Here is a 17,430-nt window from a genome sequence, read left to right on the forward strand (position 1 = left end):
CCTTGGGGCTTCATTGAACTTCAATCGCAAGAGGAATAATGCATGAAATGGCTTTGGGTCGCGGGAGCCTGTGTTGTTCTAGCGGCCGGTATTTATACATTCATACAGGAGATGCGCATGCACGAGTATTGTCGGGTTTATAGTCCGGAGAGTTGGGGGTGGGGGGATGCTGGAGATGCTGAAATGCGTGCCAACATCTGGCCCGAAGAAACGTCACGCACTATCCACGTGCGGCTCAAATTTCCTTTCAAAACACGTCCGGACGATATTGTACAAATTACGGGTCGCAGCCATTTTCTTTACGAAGGCCCTGACCCTGGCAATCAATTGTTGAAGCTTCACGCACCTATAAAACCTAGCTCATCACATCAATTAGTGTATTTGAGAGTAGTGTTGTTGCGGCGCTCCGAGATGAAGGCTTGTGTTTTCGAGAACCCAGAAAGTATTGATCTGGCGCAGACGCCGGAGGGGGCTGCATTTATACTCGAGATTCTCCCCACAACTTATGTACGGGAATACGATGAAATGGAGACGGCCGTGCGTCTGACTAGGCTTTAAAAATATTTTGGATTGATAGATTGCAGAGGGCATGAAATACATGCCTCTGCGCTCCAATGCGGAACTCTAGTTGGCTCGAAGCTGATACTGTTCTGCCTTGTCTACGCTACGGCCATCTATTAGTTGATAGTGAAGCAGTTGTGAAAATTGAGGAGGGCAAGTGAATAAAAAGATACTTATCGTGCTTGTGATGGGATTGTTGATTGTCCTGTCTGGCATGCTATGGAACATAACACGAGATCACAGTATCAGGAAGGTAGAGATGGAATATGAAGAGTTTAAGGTCTTGGCGGAGCAGCATTTTGATACAATATACTCGGATATTTGGTTCAGTCCACCAAGCACCGATTTTTTTCAGGAGATCAGGCAAAACCCTTCAGGGTGGAGCTTTCTGGTTCGACAGCTTGTCGCTGACCCATCGGTTGCACTTGGCGTAAAAGCAGGGGCCTCTGCTGCCATGCTTGACTTGCCGCCTGATCAACTGGCGGAATTTTTGGAGTTTCTGCTGACATTGGCATATTCCGATCAAAATATAATGCGTATCGCTAGTTCAGTTGCATTTAACAGCCTCCGAGGAGCGCAGGGTATTCTCCCAGGCATGCTCCCAGATGGCAGTATCTTTGATCATTCACATCGCCCAGCGGTGCGGCGTGTATTGCAACGCATGTGGGAGCATCCTGCTTTCCCGCAAACGATCCGCGAAGGTGATAACGATTTGACGGATCTCTTCAGAGGGCGGTGATAAAAGGCGCGAGCCGTTCGCTATCGTTTAACTCACGATTTTAGAAGCGAACCCTATCAAACATTAACAGGTATAGTTACGTAAGGCGAAAGATGTTATTCATATCTGGGAGTTAAAAATGGTCAAAAGATTAGTGTGTTTATGGATTTTACTTCTCTGCAGTACCGGACTTCATGCGACCGAGTTTGACTCGAACACTGTGTCAGTGAGGGTTGTAGGTTCGGGGCATGATATTATTTTAGTCAATGGGCTGGCCTCTGCACCTGAGGTGTGGGATACCACTGTCGATCAGCTTCAGTCCCGTTATAGAGTTCATATTGTGACGATCAAAGGCTTTGCCGTAAGCAAAGCACCGTCTTCAGTGCCTGAACATTATTTAGACGCTTTACGTGATGACCTCCTTGGCTATATTGAGCATGCTCGATTGGATTCACCGTCGCTGATCGGGCACTCAATGGGCGGGCTTTTGGCTTTAATGGTTGGCAGTGTCAATCCAGATGCCGTGAGTAAGGTTGTGGTGGTGGATGCGTTGCCTTTTTTTAGTTTGCTATTCAATGCCCAAGCGACGTCGGCACAAGTGGCTCCATTTGCGATGAGTTTAGAGCAGCAGTTTCTGGCAATGAGTGCAACGGAGTATGAAGCCTATGTCCGTCAGGCTGCAGGGGTAATGGTTAAGTCCACGGAGGGAGTTGAAAAAATTGTGACTTGGGCCAACACCACGAATCGTGCTATTTATGCTCAATTGTCCCGAGAGGTAATCGCCTATGATGCTAGAAATCTATTGGGTCAAATTACAGCTCCTGTCTATGTTCTGTTTGCCTATGACCAGACCATGCCAATAACGGCAGAGAAACTGGCGAGTCTTTATCAATCGGCTTACGCCCAAGCCAGTACAGCCAATCTAATGCAAATTGATGATGCCTATCACTTTATTATGTGGGATCAGCCAGAGGGTTTCTTGGCGTTTTTGGAAGGTGTTTTGTAGGCGGCTTGAGTTCGTCGGCGTATAGTGATTCACCGGATTGGTGATGGTGCAATTACCAATCAATCGTTCACAAGGGCAAGGTTTGAGGTTTAGGAGAGCATTTACGTGATAAGAGAAATGACCAAATCGGATTTCGAGGCATTCTGGCCTTGTTTTGAGACCGTTATTCAAGCGCAAGAAACCTATGCCTTCGATCCAAAAATGAGTTTCGAGGAGGCTTATGAGCTTTGGTGCATAATGCCAATGAAGACATTTGTGTTTGAAGAAAATCAACAGATACTGGGCTCTTACTATATTAAGCCGAACGCGATGGGGCCGGGTAATCATGTGTGCAATTGTGGCTATATGGTAACCGAAGCCGCGCGTGGCAAAGGGATTGCCAAACGGCTCTGTGAGCATTCTCAAGACCAAGCGATGACGTTAGGCTTTGAAGCTATGCAATTCAACGCAGTTGTTTCGAGCAATGAAGTGGCGGTACAGCTCTGGCAAAAATTGGGTTTTAAGATTATCGGAACAATTCCAAGAGCTTATCGCCATGGAAAATTGGGGCATGTTGATAGTTACATCATGTACAAAGCGTTACGGGCTTGAGTGGGATTAAATTTAGCAAAGCGGGTAGGGAGTCTGTGGCTACAATAATCCTGACATGATTTGTTTATATATGGTGCCGAACCCTAAAATACTGTGCTTTAATGTCAATGGGTGTGATGCAAGCAGGGACCCTCTGAACGTCGATGTTATAGGGCATTTTCTCTTAAAATAAGGAACGCAATGGAAAGGCCGACAAAGGAGCAGATCCGAGACTTACCTATTTATGACGGTCTTGGGCAGGACAACATCATCGTTGTGGCAAACAAGATAGATGCTGAACGTGCAGTAGCAGAGTTAAAAAAGCACGCTTGTGTAGGGTTCGACACAGAGAGTAAACCCTGTTTTAAAAAAGGGGAGGTGAGTGATGGGCCTCATTTGATCCAGCTCGCCACAGAAACTACAGCGTATTTATTCCCTACTAAATTTCATGAAAATATTACTGTTCTCGAAGGGGTGTTATCCGACCCTGAAATAAAGAAGGTGGGCTTTGGGTTAAAAGAAGACAAAAAGCTTCTTTTCCGAAAGTATGGAATAACATTAATCAACTCAGAAGAGTTGTCTTCAAAAGTGATGCGATATGTGAACGTAAAACAACACGTTGGTGCTAGAGTAGCGGTTGCGATGTTGTTTAATCAACGGCTCACTAAGAGCGCACAAAAATCAAACTGGGCAATATATCCGCTGAATGAGCATCAGATAAAATACGCAGCGAATGATGCACATTCAGCGTTAAGGGTGGAGCTGGAAATGGAAAAGCAGCATGAACAATTATAACTGTTTTGTTAGGAGAGGGGTTTGTATACGTTAGCAAGGGCAATTTTTCCTGCCGACTTAAAAGATGTGCTTGATTTGTATCATGAATATATTGATAGCACTTCAGTTGATCTTTCTTTTCAGGGTAATGACGAGGAGTTTGGCCAGTTGACTGAGAAGTACAGTGCTGACGAGTCCAAAATATTTTTGTTGAGAATAGGTGGGCATCCTGTTGGCTGCGCTGCATTTCGAAAGTTGGATGATGCTACATGTGAAATGAAGCGGGTGTATATTAGGCCAAGTGCTCGTGGCAGGCAGTTAGGTGCTAAGTTGGTTGAGAGAATATTGCATGAAGCGATCAGTAGCGGCTATAAGAAAATATGCCTTGATGTGCTGCCTGAGTTCAAGACTGCCTTGAGATTATATAAGTCGTATGGGTTCGTGCAACATCCACCTGTGACAAGTAATCCAGTTCCTGGGACAGAGTTCTTGGGATTGGATTTAGAGACTTTTTTGGGTGTTTAAGGTAATCAGCAGGTAATAAAGCCATCTGCGGTTAAAAGAGGAGTTTGTCATGTACAACAGTGTTCTTGAGTTCTGGTTTGAAGACATTGATCCAAAGATGTGGTGGGTTGCTGACTCGGACTTTGATGAGCAGATCAAAACGCGGTTTGGCGCGCTTCTGACGCAAGCATCGCAAGGTGAGCTGTACACATGGCGGAAAGAGGTGAAAGGGCGTCTAGCGGAAATTATTGTGTTAGATCAGTTTTCAAGAAACATTTACCGTAATACTCCGGCTGCGTTTTCACAAGATGCGATGGCATTGGTTCTAGCTCAGGAGGCAGTGGCTGCGGGTTTGCATGAGCAGCTTTCGGAAACAGAACGGGCCTTTTTGTTGCTTCCGTACATGCACAGTGAGTCGGCGCTTATTCATGTCGAGGCGGAGCGTTTGTACCGCGAGTATGCACCGGCTGAAAACTATCAATTCGAACTTAAGCATAAGGTGATCATCGATCGTTTTGGACGCTATCCGCATCGTAATCAGATCCTGGGCCGGGAATCTACGTCCGAAGAAATTGAGTTTTTGAAACAGCCGGGCTCGAGTTTTTGAGCCTAGTGATTGCCGACAGCATGAGGCAGCAGCACAGTCCCTAATACCCTTTCTGCAACAGACTGTCTTATCATGCGGAAAGGCTCGTTTTTATCTGATCAAGTGGGGCGTCCGGCATCTATGGCCTTGTCTTCGCTTTGCGCAGCCAAGGCCTATCATCTAGATCCGATTCAGCAGTTCCGTTTTTTTAGAATGATATTCATCTTCGGAAATGGCACCTGCGTCTCTGAGCTTGGCCAGTTTTTCAATCAGTTGCAGGATGTCATCCACTGAGGAAAAAGACGAGCTGTTCGGGGCATTTTTAGGCTATCGCCAACCATGAGTATTTGCCCAAGTAAAGTGCATGCTTTGTTCTTGGGCAAATAAGACTGTGGGGATTCGTTACGCCTTAACGCGTGCCTTGTACTCACCTGTACGGGTATCAATCGAGACAGAGTCGCCGATTTCACAGAAAGCAGATACTTGAATCTCAGTGCCGTTGGCAAGTTTTGCAGTTTTCATCACTTTACCTGAGGTGTCGCCACGAACAGCAGGCTCAGTGTAGACGATTTCACGAACAATCGTGTTAGGCAGGGTTACAGAGATAACTTTGCCTTCGTAGAATACAGCTTCGCAGACATCTTCCATGCCGTCGATGATGTAATCCATCACGCCTTCAAGGTCTTCTTTATCAATTTCGTACTGCTCGTAGTCTGTATCCATAAACACATAGCGAGGGTCTGCAAAGTAAGAGTAGGTGACTTCTTTGCGCTCAAGAATGATGTCATCAAACTTCTCATCGGCTTTGTACACAGACTCTGTCGCAATACCGGACAGTAGGTTTTTCAGTTTCATTTTAACAACTGCTGAGTTGCGGCCAGATTTACTGAATTCGGCTTTTAGGATGACCCAGGGTGAGCCGCTGATGCTGATAACGTTTCCAGCGCGCAGTTCTTGAGCTGTTTTCATGGTTGACTCTCAACGTAATGGATAAAATTGCGGGTTAATATAGCGGTTTTCTGGAAAAATGCACCAAATTTTCAACTAAATCAGCTTGTGAATTGAGTTGTTGGCACCAAGTGTGTGAGTGTTCATTCCAGATAGGCAGTAAGTCTAGTATTTCTTGCCATAAATGAGAAGCGCCTAAGTTTTGGTTCCAGGCAAAAAAAATCGATTTAATTGTTTGTTTTTCTTTATCTTTCAGGCGTTTTGTATAGAGGTCAAGAAATGCGTCCAGTTTTTCCAAATGCACATCGTCCTCCTGAGGGTAGATATGCCATATAAAAGGGCGAGCGGCCCATTGTGCCCGCACAAATGAATCCTCACCGCGCACAAAATTAATATCGCAACAAAACAGCAGGGTGTCGTAACTATCTTGAGGCAAGAAAGGAAGCCGTTGGAAACGAAGTTGACCCGATCTGTAGACTTCTCCTTCATGCATAGTATCGATCTTCAACCAACGCTCAACCGCTGGGCGTATTTTGCCATCGGGGATCAGGCAGAGAACCGTTCGATCACCCTGTTTCATTGAGTCAAGAAGATCGTGCAGTGCGCTGTTTTCGTATGAAAACAACGAAACAATCAAGCTGTTTTCATGAGGATGGACACCCCATTGGCTCAGGGCTTGTGTGCGTCTGTCAGCGTGCGATTGAAGTTGATCACGTTTGGATAAGAGCCCTTTTTCTCGCAGAAGCCCCCCCGTATTTTGACGAAACCCCGGAAAAAAGAATATTTTGTTGAGTGCAAATTGTGGGTGCATGGAGTTCAAGGTGTGATAGTCCTGAGTCCAGTCTTCAGCACTTAGATATTCAAGGTTGAACCATCGAGGTGGGCAGGGCCGTTGGCTCATGGCGACAACATAGGTGTCGGGAATATCGCAAGCAAACGCTTCGATTACCACGTCAGGGATATCGTCTGTTGTTATCAAAGGAAAAGCGTCTGGCCAGACGCGCACGTATACGCCCGCAAGATGCTGCTCGTCATCCAAACAGGCGTCTGGCCATATTTTTTTAAGGGCGCTTAGGTCGTCCAGCCAAAGACGCACGTGTATGCCGTGCTCCGCAGAGAGTTGGCGTGCAAAGCGCCAGCACACGCCGATATCACCAAAATTATCGATGACTCGGCAGAAGATGTCCCAACGCTCGCTGGTGGGCGGATTGCTCATGTGTGTCATGCTCGTCTGGCTATCTTAAGGCGCGAGTCGCTCTATTTTCCATTCTTCAGAAGGTGTACGGCGGTATTCAAAGCGGTCGTGCAATCGATCAGGCCGCCCCTGCCAAAACTCAATGGTATGCGGTACTATACGATACCCACCCCAAAAATCGGGCAGAGGAATCTGACCTGCACTGAATTTACGCTTCATTTCATCCAGTTTAATTTCTAAAAGGCTGCGCGAGCTGATGATAGAGCTTTGTGCCGATACCCAAGCGCCCAGCTGACTTCCACGCGGACGACTGGTGAAGTATTTCAGCGATTCTAACGTTGAGATTTTTTCGGCCCGGCCGCTGATTTCGACTTGACGCTCAAGTTCTTTCCAGAAAAAAAGTGTTGTCACTTCTGGGTTTGCATCGATCTGTTGGGCTTTTTGGCTTTGGTAGTTGGTAAAAAAGACAAAGCCCTTCTCATCAAATGACTTGAGCAGTACGGTGCGTAAGCTGGGTTTTCCTTCAAGGGATACGGTGGCAAGCTGCATGGCATTTACTTCGTGTATCTTTGCATCATTGGCTTGCATAAACCATTGTTCAAATTGCGTAAACGGGTCTGAAGCAAGGCTTTCCCGGGTTAGTCCTGCGCGGCAGTATTCGTTTCTTAGATCACCGATGTCCATGCTTTAACTCCAATAAGTGTGTAATAAAATAGATATTTTATTTAATCTTTCCAATGTGTTAGTGCCCATTCTTCTTGTGCCCTCTTATCCATGAAGCTCCAGGCCAATAGTCGGCTGATTTTTTGTCCTTGAGACATTGAAATAACCTGTGTCTGAACGGCACCGACACGTTGTAGCTGTTTTTTTAATAGCGGTATGTTTTTGTCTTTTGAGACTAAGCTGGTAAACCAGCATACCTGTGATTCGAAGCGGGCGCTTTGTTGGATCATGCGCATTAAAAATGCCAGTTCACCGCCTTCGCACCAGAGTTCTGTCGCTTGGCCACCAAAGTTAAGATGAGCTTTATGTGTGCCCTTTGGTTTTATATTTAGATTTCGCCATTTGCGCTGACTACCTGATTCGGCCTCCTGTTGAGATGCATGAAACGGAGGGTTGCACAGGGTTAGGCTAAAGCGATCTGAAGGCTGAATGACATTGGTAAAAATGTCGTCAGCTGAAGCGTTAAAACGGATCTGGATATGCTTGCTGATCGATCTATTTGATTGAACAATCAACTCTGCTGAGCGCGCAGCGATCACATCAATGTCGGTGCCAATAAACTGCCAGCCGTATGTACGTGCGCCAATGATGGGGTAGATACAATTTGCACCACAACCAATGTCCAGAACCTTAACACGTCGCCCCTGAGGAGGTATCTGTTGGTTGGAGCGCGCGAGCAAGTCTGCTGCATAGTGGATGTAGTCTACCCGCCCTGGAATGGGAGGCAGAGATAGCCATAGGGTATCTGCCAATATTTAATCTGATAATAATGGGCTAAGAGTGCTGCATTTAAACAGAGAACAGCTTTGTCATCTGTAAAATCGATAGTGGCATCACCCTTCGGATTGTCACGTATAAATGGGGCAAGAGCGGGGTGGCTGCTCGTAAGAGCTTGCAGGTTGTAACGCCCTTGATGCACATTGCGTGGATGCAATTGGGGGGCTTTGGATGTTGTCGTGGAACCTGATTTGGCCATTAAGAGATCGTTCTGTAAAAAAGTATATATTTTAACGGATTTTACTAAATAGGGGGTATTTTAAATTGCCTTTTGTTCGCATAATCAATGTGTCCTTTTGGGGAAGAGCCTAATCACGTTGGGGGCTTTGATTAATCTTAAAGGCTGTTTATACTCGAATTGCTTGCGCAGGTTCCTGAAAGGATGTTTGTAACATCTATACGATAGGATAATAAGAGAACTTTTTATGAATAGCCTGAGATGAAACGAGACAAATCCACTAAAACAGCGTTTCAAACCCCCGTTCTTTTGGGTATCCATTTAATAGTGGTAAGCGTTTTATATGTGGGTGCTGAGTGGTTGGGTATGTATTTGACTGCGCGCTATCCCAATCTTTACATTTCTATTAGCTTAGTCAAGGGTGCTTTTTTTGTCTTGGCTATGTCACTCATTATGTATTTTTCGTTGCGTCATTGGCAGCGGGAATCCAAAGCCGCGAAGCAACGCGATATCCAACAGCGTAAGCAGTTACGAGCATTGGATCAATTTCGTGAAAACGTGATCGATAATGCCTTGGTGTGGATCAATGTTCTTGATCCGCAATGGCGCATAACTGTTTGGAATAAAGCGGCTGAGCAGATAAGTGGGTACGGCCGTGAAGAGGTGCAAGGCGACCCAGCAATATGGGAATGGCTCTACCCTGAACCTGATTATCGTGCAGAAATCGGTGCTAAAGTCACCGAAATTCTTGAGCATGGCACTGAGGTGCAAGGGTTTGAAACTCGTATTCGTACCAAGTCTGGCGAAGAGAAAATCATCGCTTGGAATTCCCGTCGATTCTTCAATGATGATGGCGAAATGATGGGCTCTATTGCAATCGGCCAAGATATTACCGCACGTAAGCGAGCAGAACATGCCCTTGTTGAGCGTGAACGTCAGTTGGCAACGCTCATGTCGAATCTTCCGGGTATGGCCTATCGTTGCAGGAATGATAAGACATGGACGATGACATTTGTGAGTGATGGTTGTTCGTCATTAACGGGTTACTCGCCTTCTGTGTTTGTTGGATCTGCGAAAATGAACTTCACTGATATTACCCATCCTGAAGACCGCCAACGTTTGTGGGCTGAAGTGCAAGCCGCGCGTAAAGAAGAACGGCCATTTGCACTGGAGTATCGCATTCTTCGCCAAGATGGAACGGAGCGTTGGGTGTGGGAGCAAGGTCGCAATGTCATGGTTGATGGGGTCGATTGTATCGAGGGGCTTATTTTTGATATTACAGATCGTAAGAGCATGGAGTTGGAGTTGCAGCGCTTGGCTACGCACGATTCTCTGTCAGGGCTGTACAATCGCCATGAGCTCATGAGGCGCTTATATGAGGATGTGGCGCGTGCGGAGCGTTATGAGTGCGCTTTGTGTGTCTTGTTAATTGATATTGATAATTTCAAACAGGTGAATGATCAGTTTGGCCATCAAGCGGGGGATGAGGTGTTGTCTCGCTTTGGTACCATCCTTAACGATACGATTCGAACGGTTGATTATGCGGGTCGTTACGGAGGAGAAGAATTTGTTGCTGTGCTGCCTCAGACTCGCCTGCAGGAGGGAATCGAAATCGCAGAGCGGCTGCGTCGTTGTATCGAATCTGAGTGCTGGACGGATGCTGGCGGTAATTTAGGTACGATTACCATCAGCGTGGGTGTTGTGGCCTATCCCGATGTCACTGGGTCTGTAGAGGAGTTGATATTTGCTGCGGATCTAGCGCTTTATCGTGCCAAGCATAGTGGCCGTAATCAGGTGTGTATTGCGGCATAACTCTTACTCATAAAAACACGAAGGCGTTCGAATGAATCAACCAAACCCGATGGATGCTCACAAGTCTGAGCGACCCGATGTTACGGACACTCCCTTTGTTGAATTCACACTGACTCGCGGGGTGTTAACGGATAATGGCGCAACGCCATGGACGACCACGATTGGTGTAGGAACACCTCCTCAGCCTTTACGAATCATGTTGGATACAGGTACGGTCAATACCTGGGTGACAGCCAGCTCCTGTACAACCGAGGCTTGTCGATTGCATACGGCCTTCAATCCTGAGGCGTCCACGACCTTTGTTCCAGGACGGCAAGCGCCTACCAGTGTTTCCTTTGGCCCTTGGGGCAGTATGGGAGTTGTGATGGGTAATGATGTGTGTCACCTCAATTATGAACATGCCGGTCAGCGCAGCTTGGTTCCGTTTACAGAACCCATGAGTCTCTATTTAGCTGTGAGTTATGAAGGTCAGCAGTTTAGTGAATTGGATTGTGATGGTGGTTTTGCGATTCCATCGATCCCTTGCCAACAACCCAGTGCGTTGCTGGAAGAGTTGAAAAATCAGGGCTTGATTCGCCATGCAATTGCTTCATTTTGGTTTGATCCCGTTCGTGGTGAAGGGCGCTGTCTTCTCGGCGCCTTAGACCAAACCTTATATGAGCCTACCAGTGTCAATTGTTTAGCGCTTAAACCCTTGGAGGGTGAGCTAGGCTATTTGTGGAGTGTCTGCTTAGATCAGCTGCAGATTGGGCGTTGTTCTATCGGCAAAGAGATTGACTTTGTGTTAGATACCGGCTCGTCTGTATTTAAAGGTGGGCATGCGATTATTCATCGGATGATAGAAGCGATCACCGATGAGGGTCGTCGTCCAACGACGGTTACAAGTGAGGCGGATCTTTCGAGTTACCCAATGCTGGATCTGACACTTGGCGGTGTTTCGTATCGTTTGACGCCAAGACAGTATTTTATGCAGGTGGGCCCGGCTCAATGGGATCTAGGTGTGCAATATTTAGAAGGTCTACCAGATGAATTGTTAGTGGTCGGGTCGGTTTTTCTGGATACGGTATATTCAGCCTTTATGCTGGGCGATGGGGATCACGTTGAACCCTCGGTATTACTGGCCACCTCCATCCAATCTCAGGTCAGTATCAGTGGCGTTTGGGTCAATGAGTTTGGTTCTGTGATGGAGATAGGTCCACTGGAGGCGGATGGTACTTTTCGTGGACAGTATCGGTCGGATACAGGGGCGACAGGTGTATACCCCGTTATGGGGGTAGCCGATCCCGATCCAGTTGGCAATAGCATAGCCATCGCATTTACGGTCAATTGGCGAAGCCTTGAAGGACCGCCCGATCCCTCTTGGCATTGGGTGTCCGCTTTTTCAGGTTTAATGCAAATTCAGGATGGTGTGGAAGTCATTAATACACTGTATATGCTTCAACAGAACGCCACTGAGTCCGTGCAACCTTGGCAAGCGACAGCCATTTACTCCTCGACGTTCAAGCGTCGTCCTTAGTTTGAGTAGGGCTCTAGCTGCTGAGCGGGAGCCCCACGCCAATTAACACGAACAGACTGCCACACACTTGATTGAAGCGCTTTCCGCAGCGCCCTAGCCAGTTGGAAACACCTTTGGCGAATCCTGCAATAAAGAGTTCGACAAGGCATTCAATTAACACAAAGGTCAGCATCATAATTAAAAACTGTACCCAGAGATCGTTGTTTGGATTGATAAACTGGGGGAGAAATGCGCCAAAAAATAGGATGACTTTAGGGTTTGAGAGCGCCGCTAAAAAGCCTTGGCGTGCCATGTTCCAACCGCAGACACCGTCACTGGTCATGCCGGGCTGCCCGGGCGCGGGTGAGCGCCAGACTTGAATACCCAGCCAGACAAGATATAACCCGCCTACAATTTTCATGACCAGCAGCAGCTCCTCAGCCAGCGTTAGCAGAGACGCGATGCCAAACATTGAGAGTGCGATCACGCATGCAAAGCCAACAGCACCTCCTGCAATGGTTTTCAGTGTGCGTGTCGGTCCATGGATTGCGCCATGTGTTAGTGCCAGCAAGCTGTTGGGTCCTGGGGTCAACGATAGACCCAGTGTGGCGACAAGATAGATTAACCAGGTTTCCAGTGTCATGCAAAACTCCTGAGCGAGATGACTGTCCAATATGGCGCTCAGTATGCAGGCGACATTCAGCTTTATATGTGTAAAAATTAGACATTGTTTAGTGTTTTTTGGACAGGTGCTGCATGAAGCGCGCAGATGTTGGTTTTCTATTGTTACCGCTGCCAGGTTTTGCCTTGCTTCCATTCGGTGGATTTCTTGATAAGCTGCGTTTTTCGGCTGATGATGAAGACTTAAGTCAGCAGCGTTATTGTCGTTGGCAAGTACTTGGCTATGAAACAGGTACCAGTGTCGCCGCAAGCTGTGGGGTTGAAGTCAAAATTCAGACCACTCCAGAGCATTTGGATTGGTCTGCTTATCAGTATTTGGTAATCTTTGGTGCGCGAGAAACAGGTGCAAGTGCGGCGCTAGCGACGCATTACCGTGCGATATTACGCCAAGCCAACCAGCATGGATTGAGTTTGGTGAGTATTGATAATGCTTGCTTTTTATTGGCTCAGGCGGGTTTTTTGAAGAACCATCGAGTGGCGGTGCATTGGCGACATGCACGTGAATTTGCTATCTTGTTCCCCAATATTTCAATGAGCACGGAGCAGCTCTATCTGCTGGATGGTAAGCGGATCAGTTGTGCAGGTGGCAGTGCTGCAATTGATCTGGCGACCGAACTCTTGAGTCGACATTGTGGCCGCGAAAAAGCCCTGAAGGGGTTGGCCGATATGCTGGTCGACGAAACACGCGAAACGAGCCATCGTCTTAAGTCTCTGCATTCTGAACCGGATATCGGGCGGCACTTGAGTCGAGCCTTGGCACTGATGCGGCAGTTTCTTGGGGAGCCTATGCGTATTGAAGCTTTAGCGGCTCAGGTTGGAGTGGGCAGGCGACAATTGGATCGGCTGTTTATGGAGCATTTTGATGTGACGGCACGCAGCTATTGGCAAGAAATGCGCTTGAAACATCTCGCTTGGCGGTTACGCCACAGCCATCACTCTTTGTCTCGTTTGGCAGAGGAAGTGGGCATGACAGATGTGGGTTACATGAGCAAAGTGTTCAAAAACCACTTTGGCGTAACCCCAAAACAGTATAGAGGAGGTCTCCACTAAAAAGGCCTATCCTTTTTAGTAGGGTGATACATAGTTTTATGAGTCAGACAAAAATACTGAATTACCTCAGTGGCTACAGCCCACAAGTTCAGCAGCAGGCACTGGCGTTGTTGGATAACAATACATCCGGTGTTTGGTTGCAGAACAAGTATCCAAAAGTGCATGAGCTGGTGTCAGAAAGGGCGTTGTATGACTATGCTCAGGCCATTAAAAATCAGTTTATGCGCAGTTCAACGCCGATCAGCAAGGTGGTATATGATGATAAAATTCATATTATTAATAATGCCTTAGGTCTACATACCTACGTATCACGAGTGCAGGGCGCTAAATTGAAGTCGAAAAACGAGATTCGGATTTCTTCTTTATTTCGTAAAGTTCCGGAGCCATTTTTGCGGATGATTCTGGTCCATGAACTTGCGCACTTGCGTGAAAAAGAGCATGACAAGGCGTTTTACAAGCTCTGTTGTTATATGGAGCCCGACTACCATCAACTTGAATTTGATCTTCGTTTGTACCTGTGTCACCGAGATCGTTTTGGTGATTTATGGGGAAGATCAACGGATTAATTACACACACTTTGAGCTATCGTCATCGCTTTAATTGGCAATAAAGTCCAGCTAAATTGCACCTTGCAACTACATCGATCATTTCGGTTATACTGATCAGCAGATAATAGCTTAACGAAGAGGCTCTTTTGCTCGAAATTACTGAAAATATTCACTTAGCTGACTGGGAAATTGAATTCCAAGCGATTCGTGCCCAAGGAGCGGGTGGGCAAAACGTTAACAAGGTCGCGTCTGCCGTGCATTTACGCTTTGATATTCAGCGATCGTCTTTGCTGCCTATTTATAAAGAACGGTTGCTGAGCTATTCGGATCAGCGGATTACCCAAGATGGGGTGGTTGTGATCAAAGCTCAGCGCTTTCGTACTTTGGAAATGAACAAGGAGGATGCTCTGCAGCGGCTGAAAGAATTGATTCAGGAGGCCACTAAACCGGTTAAATTACGCCGAGCCACCAAACCCACCAAGGGCTCTCAGCGCCGCCGAGTAGATGAAAAAACTCAGCGTGGTAAAACGAAGACACTGCGTAATAAAGTGGATTTCTGATTGTGTTGCCAGAGCCTAAGACATTCGAGTAGAAAAATAAGCAGAGAGAAGAGCATCTTTCTGCATGGGTTTACCCGTATACGTATCAAATTGAACCGATGTGATAAAAACACATCAAACTTGAGAACGGCCTGTGATGCGCTTCATTTAAATTGATTCCAGTATTCACAGGATAAGAGGGTAAGTTTATGAAACGCTATGCGCTATTCATGTTCACGGCAATGGTCATGTTGCTGGCAGGATTCCACCTCAACGCATCCAACGCTGCCACTTCTAAATACGCACCCGATGATCCTACGTTGGCCATTGCTACCTTTGCAGGTGGGTGCTTTTGGTGCGTGGAGGAAGCCTTTGAAAAGGTACCTGGAGTAGTAGAGGCGGTATCCGGTTACAGCGGAGGGGATGAGGTTAATCCAACCTATCAGCAAGTGGCAGGTGGGCTGACGGGTCATACGGAGGCCGTGCAGGTCTTTTATGATCCCACAGTGATCACCTATGAAGGGCTTTTGCAGACGCTGTGGCGTACCGCTAACCCGACGGATGCTGAAGGTCAGTATGTTGATCGAGGTCAGCAATATCGCCCAGCCATTTTTTATCATAATGAAGCCCAAAAACACGCGGCAGATGCTGCGGTGATGGCACTGGAAGCATCAGGTCGATACGACAACCCCGTAGTCATTGAAATCGTCCCTTTCAAAGTTTTCTATGAAGCTGAAGAATACCACCAAGATTATTACAAGAAGAATCCACTACGGTATGCATTCTATACACGCAACTCAGGGCGTTACCAGTTCATCGATGCCGTTTGGGGGAGTGATAGAGCGGTGGATTACACGTTGTACCGTCCACAAAATATCGACGTACCTGACGCTGCCAATTCTCAGGCATCTCGCTCACAATCAATCCAAGCGGAGGGGTTTAATCCAGATACATTTGTAAAACCGAGCGACAGTGAGCTCAAGGCGCGTCTGACTGAGGAGCAGTATTACGTTACTCAAAAAGACGGTACGGAGCGTCCGTTCAGGAATCAATACAATGATGAGAAACGAGCCGGAATCTATGTCGATGTTGTGTCTGGAGAGCCTCTGTTTTCATCTCGTGACAAATATGACTCGGGCACTGGCTGGCCCAGCTTCACTCGACCTATTCATGCCGATTGGGTAGTGGAAAAAGAGGATAGAAGCTTTTTCTCAGTCCGGACCGAAGTGCGTAGCCGCTTTGCCGATTCACATTTGGGGCATGTATTCAATGATGGCCCAGCCCCCACGGGTTTACGTTATTGCATGAACTCCGCTGCGATGAGGTTTATCCCAATTGAGGAGATGGAAATGCAGGGATATGGTGCATTGATCAGTGAGGTGGAGTAGTCGCAATGAGTAACACATGCGGGTTATGACGGAATTTTAAGGCTTGGAAATACAAACATGAATTATGATGAGTTCAATCACTTTTGTGGTTCGTTTCCAGCGACTACCCACGTTGTGCAATGGGGAAACTCGCAGGTTTGGAAAGTCGGCGGCAAGGTGTTTGCTATTGGTGGATGGGGAAAGAACAAACAACCGGCGTTTACATTTAAAGTCTCAAGTTTGAATTTTGATCTTCTCAGCGAGTTAGATGGGTACATACCCGCGCCTTACTTTGCCAATCGTGGTATGAAATGGATCCAGCAAATAGGCACATCTAGTGAGTTGGACGAAGAGTTAAGATATTATTTGTCAGAATCTTATCGTATTGTGTCGCTCGGGCTGAGCAAGCGTAAACAAAAAGAATTAGGGTTGAGCCCTGAGTAAGCGTCGTGAATCTGTCTTATGAAAAAGGATTCAGGAAGGCTCTTATTTTGAAAGGAGTGTAAGGAATGAGTAAACGCCGTGGCCCGCTTTTTTTAAGCGGTATTTTGTCTGTATGTTTGATGCTCCCTTCGGTTTTGGTACAGGCTCAGGACGATGCCCTGATGACTGAACTCCAGCGCATAGAAAATGTGCTTGATGCACGGATCGGTTTCTCTGCGTATGATTCGGAGACAGGAGTGCGTTGGGAATACAATGCGGACCAACGGTTTGCTATGTCCAGTACTTTTAAAACATTAGCCTGTGCTGCCTTGCTTCAGCGTGTTGATAGCAATCAAGAGCAACTTGAAAGAACAGTCAGTTTTTCAAAATCCGATCTTGTGACTTACTCACCCATTACAGAGCAGCATGCCGATAATCGGGAAATGTCCCTTTTTGAGTTATGCGAAGCGACGATGACGACCAGTGATAATACGGCTGCAAATCTCATTTTACAGGCCATGGGTGGGCCAGGGGTCGTGACTGAGTTCGCGAGGGAAATCGGCGATAATGTCACGCGATTGGATCGCTGGGAAACAGAGCTGAATCAGGCGACTCCCGGTGATGATCGAGATACAACTACGCCCAATGCGATGGTGGCTAATCTTAAAGGGTTGCTGCTGGGTGATGTTTTGTCCCCTAACTCTAAAAGCCAATTGCGAGAGTGGCTCGTCGGAAATAAAGTGGCTGACGGCTTATTCAGAGCAAGTATGCCCGCAGAATGGATTATAGCCGATAGAACGGGAGCGGGTGGATTTGGGTCTAGAGCTATTACGGCGGTAATCTGGCCGCCAGAGCGCTTACCGATAGTGGTGGCATTTTACATAACAGAAACGACAGCGTCCTTTGAGGACAGAAACACTGCGATTGCTGAATTGGGACGTGTGATCAAAGACGTGGTTGAGGCCAAATGATATT

General features: G+C 47.0%; 20 protein-coding genes and 1 pseudogene. 15 read left to right on the top strand and 6 right to left on the bottom strand.

Translation table 11 applies throughout. The features are described 5' to 3' along the window. Positions 1-42 precede the first annotated feature (42 nt). The 7 genes from D791_RS07965 (at position 43) to D791_RS07995 (ending at position 4,740) form a co-directional block, all read left to right on the top strand. Positions 43-558 carry a hypothetical protein gene (locus D791_RS07965; protein ID WP_036510013.1) on the top strand — a complete coding sequence of 172 codons (516 nt, stop codon included), beginning with the start codon at positions 43-45 and terminating at the stop codon, positions 556-558. A gap of 160 nt (positions 559-718) precedes the next feature. After that, entirely contained in the window at positions 719-1,300 is a 582-nt protein-coding gene (locus tag D791_RS07970) for a hypothetical protein (RefSeq protein ID WP_157682279.1), read from the top strand. A gap of 118 nt (positions 1,301-1,418) precedes the next feature. Then, positions 1,419-2,285 carry an alpha/beta fold hydrolase gene (locus D791_RS07975; RefSeq protein ID WP_036510015.1) on the top strand — a complete coding sequence of 289 codons (867 nt, stop codon included), beginning with the start codon at positions 1,419-1,421 and terminating at the stop codon, positions 2,283-2,285. 117 nt (positions 2,286-2,402) lie between these two features. Further along, positions 2,403-2,876, top strand: a complete 474-nt coding sequence (locus tag D791_RS07980) for a GNAT family N-acetyltransferase (RefSeq protein ID WP_202806834.1) — start codon at positions 2,403-2,405, stop codon at positions 2,874-2,876. A gap of 180 nt (positions 2,877-3,056) precedes the next feature. Then, positions 3,057-3,650, top strand: coding sequence for a 3'-5' exonuclease (locus D791_RS07985; protein ID WP_036510017.1), 594 nt, complete (start codon positions 3,057-3,059; stop codon positions 3,648-3,650). Between the two features lie 21 nt (positions 3,651-3,671). Then, positions 3,672-4,154 carry a GNAT family N-acetyltransferase gene (locus tag D791_RS07990; protein WP_036510018.1) on the top strand — a complete coding sequence of 161 codons (483 nt, stop codon included), beginning with the start codon at positions 3,672-3,674 and terminating at the stop codon, positions 4,152-4,154. A 49-nt stretch (positions 4,155-4,203) separates the two neighbouring features. Then, on the top strand, positions 4,204-4,740 hold the full coding sequence (locus D791_RS07995; RefSeq protein WP_036510020.1) for a DUF924 family protein: 537 nt from the start codon (positions 4,204-4,206) through the stop codon (positions 4,738-4,740). Between the two features lie 159 nt (positions 4,741-4,899). On the opposite strand, the gene D791_RS19605 is transcribed toward D791_RS07995, so the two are convergent. From D791_RS19605 to rlmF, 5 genes and pseudogenes are all read right to left on the bottom strand, one after another. Beyond that, positions 4,900-5,010: an SHOCT domain-containing protein gene (locus tag D791_RS19605; protein WP_081763781.1), complete on the bottom strand. Its 111-nt coding sequence runs from the start codon at positions 5,008-5,010 to the stop codon at positions 4,900-4,902. 111 nt (positions 5,011-5,121) lie between these two features. Continuing rightward, positions 5,122-5,688 carry an elongation factor P gene (efp, locus tag D791_RS08005; protein ID WP_036510025.1) on the bottom strand — a complete coding sequence of 189 codons (567 nt, stop codon included), beginning with the start codon at positions 5,686-5,688 and terminating at the stop codon, positions 5,122-5,124. A gap of 34 nt (positions 5,689-5,722) precedes the next feature. Next, positions 5,723-6,883 carry an elongation factor P maturation arginine rhamnosyltransferase EarP gene (earP, locus tag D791_RS08010; RefSeq protein ID WP_036510267.1) on the bottom strand — a complete coding sequence of 387 codons (1,161 nt, stop codon included), beginning with the start codon at positions 6,881-6,883 and terminating at the stop codon, positions 5,723-5,725. 24 nt (positions 6,884-6,907) lie between these two features. After that, positions 6,908-7,546, bottom strand: a complete 639-nt coding sequence (gene pdxH / locus D791_RS08015; protein ID WP_036510027.1) for a pyridoxamine 5'-phosphate oxidase — start codon at positions 7,544-7,546, stop codon at positions 6,908-6,910. Between the two features lie 41 nt (positions 7,547-7,587). Further along, positions 7,588-8,561: pseudogene (rlmF, locus tag D791_RS08020) on the bottom strand (23S rRNA (adenine(1618)-N(6))-methyltransferase RlmF). A gap of 240 nt (positions 8,562-8,801) precedes the next feature. Here rlmF and D791_RS08025 point away from each other — a divergent pair. After that, positions 8,802-10,352: a sensor domain-containing diguanylate cyclase gene (locus D791_RS08025; RefSeq protein ID WP_051514342.1), complete on the top strand. Its 1,551-nt coding sequence runs from the start codon at positions 8,802-8,804 to the stop codon at positions 10,350-10,352. A 31-nt stretch (positions 10,353-10,383) separates the two neighbouring features. Next, positions 10,384-11,868: an avidin/streptavidin family protein gene (locus D791_RS08030; protein WP_036510030.1), complete on the top strand. Its 1,485-nt coding sequence runs from the start codon at positions 10,384-10,386 to the stop codon at positions 11,866-11,868. 13 nt (positions 11,869-11,881) lie between these two features. Here the strand turns inward: D791_RS08030 and D791_RS08035 are convergent, their stop codons facing one another. Then, complete coding sequence (locus tag D791_RS08035; protein WP_036510033.1) at positions 11,882-12,490, bottom strand: LysE family translocator; 609 nt, start codon at positions 12,488-12,490, stop codon at positions 11,882-11,884. Positions 12,491-12,603: 113 nt separating this feature from the next. On the opposite strand from D791_RS08035, the gene D791_RS08040 reads away from it, so the two are divergent. The 6 genes from D791_RS08040 (at position 12,604) to bla (ending at position 17,426) form a co-directional block, all read left to right on the top strand. After that, complete coding sequence (locus D791_RS08040) at positions 12,604-13,578, top strand: GlxA family transcriptional regulator (RefSeq protein ID WP_036510035.1); 975 nt, start codon at positions 12,604-12,606, stop codon at positions 13,576-13,578. A 38-nt stretch (positions 13,579-13,616) separates the two neighbouring features. Beyond that, complete coding sequence (locus D791_RS08045) at positions 13,617-14,144, top strand: M48 metallopeptidase family protein (protein WP_036510038.1); 528 nt, start codon at positions 13,617-13,619, stop codon at positions 14,142-14,144. Positions 14,145-14,272: 128 nt separating this feature from the next. Beyond that, positions 14,273-14,686, top strand: coding sequence for an alternative ribosome rescue aminoacyl-tRNA hydrolase ArfB (gene arfB, locus D791_RS08050; RefSeq protein ID WP_036510041.1), 414 nt, complete (start codon positions 14,273-14,275; stop codon positions 14,684-14,686). 188 nt (positions 14,687-14,874) lie between these two features. Next, entirely contained in the window at positions 14,875-16,053 is a 1,179-nt protein-coding gene (gene msrB / locus D791_RS08055) for a peptide-methionine (R)-S-oxide reductase MsrB (protein WP_036510044.1), read from the top strand. A gap of 57 nt (positions 16,054-16,110) precedes the next feature. Further along, positions 16,111-16,476 carry an MmcQ/YjbR family DNA-binding protein gene (locus tag D791_RS08060; RefSeq protein ID WP_036510045.1) on the top strand — a complete coding sequence of 122 codons (366 nt, stop codon included), beginning with the start codon at positions 16,111-16,113 and terminating at the stop codon, positions 16,474-16,476. A gap of 65 nt (positions 16,477-16,541) precedes the next feature. Then, positions 16,542-17,426, top strand: a complete 885-nt coding sequence (gene bla, locus D791_RS08065) for a class A beta-lactamase (RefSeq protein WP_036510048.1) — start codon at positions 16,542-16,544, stop codon at positions 17,424-17,426. Positions 17,427-17,430: the final 4 nt, after the last annotated feature.

The organism is Nitrincola nitratireducens (genome assembly GCF_000585235.1).
In the GTDB taxonomy this organism is placed as follows: domain Bacteria; phylum Pseudomonadota; class Gammaproteobacteria; order Pseudomonadales; family Balneatricaceae; genus Nitrincola; species Nitrincola alkalisediminis.

What these genes read in the sequence shown, in the direction of transcription:
- D791_RS07965 (WP_036510013.1), top strand. Translation starts at nt 43, where the DNA reads ATGAAATGGCTTTGGGTCGCGGGAGCCTGTGTTGTTCTAGCGGCCGGT.
- D791_RS07975 (WP_036510015.1), top strand. Translation starts at nt 1,419, where the DNA reads ATGGTCAAAAGATTAGTGTGTTTATGGATTTTACTTCTCTGCAGTACC.
- D791_RS07980 (WP_202806834.1), top strand. Translation starts at nt 2,403, where the DNA reads ATGACCAAATCGGATTTCGAGGCATTCTGGCCTTGTTTTGAGACCGTT.
- D791_RS07985 (WP_036510017.1), top strand. Translation starts at nt 3,057, where the DNA reads ATGGAAAGGCCGACAAAGGAGCAGATCCGAGACTTACCTATTTATGAC.
- D791_RS07995 (WP_036510020.1), top strand. Translation starts at nt 4,204, where the DNA reads ATGTACAACAGTGTTCTTGAGTTCTGGTTTGAAGACATTGATCCAAAG.
- efp (WP_036510025.1), bottom strand. Translation starts at nt 5,688, where the DNA reads ATGAAAACAGCTCAAGAACTGCGCGCTGGAAACGTTATCAGCATCAGC.
- earP (WP_036510267.1), bottom strand. Translation starts at nt 6,883, where the DNA reads ATGAGCAATCCGCCCACCAGCGAGCGTTGGGACATCTTCTGCCGAGTC.
- pdxH (WP_036510027.1), bottom strand. Translation starts at nt 7,546, where the DNA reads ATGGACATCGGTGATCTAAGAAACGAATACTGCCGCGCAGGACTAACC.
- D791_RS08025 (WP_051514342.1), top strand. Translation starts at nt 8,802, where the DNA reads ATGAAACGAGACAAATCCACTAAAACAGCGTTTCAAACCCCCGTTCTT.
- D791_RS08030 (WP_036510030.1), top strand. Translation starts at nt 10,384, where the DNA reads ATGAATCAACCAAACCCGATGGATGCTCACAAGTCTGAGCGACCCGAT.
- D791_RS08035 (WP_036510033.1), bottom strand. Translation starts at nt 12,490, where the DNA reads ATGACACTGGAAACCTGGTTAATCTATCTTGTCGCCACACTGGGTCTA.
- D791_RS08040 (WP_036510035.1), top strand. Translation starts at nt 12,604, where the DNA reads ATGAAGCGCGCAGATGTTGGTTTTCTATTGTTACCGCTGCCAGGTTTT.
- D791_RS08045 (WP_036510038.1), top strand. Translation starts at nt 13,617, where the DNA reads ATGAGTCAGACAAAAATACTGAATTACCTCAGTGGCTACAGCCCACAA.
- msrB (WP_036510044.1), top strand. Translation starts at nt 14,875, where the DNA reads ATGAAACGCTATGCGCTATTCATGTTCACGGCAATGGTCATGTTGCTG.
- D791_RS08060 (WP_036510045.1), top strand. Translation starts at nt 16,111, where the DNA reads ATGAATTATGATGAGTTCAATCACTTTTGTGGTTCGTTTCCAGCGACT.
- bla (WP_036510048.1), top strand. Translation starts at nt 16,542, where the DNA reads ATGAGTAAACGCCGTGGCCCGCTTTTTTTAAGCGGTATTTTGTCTGTA.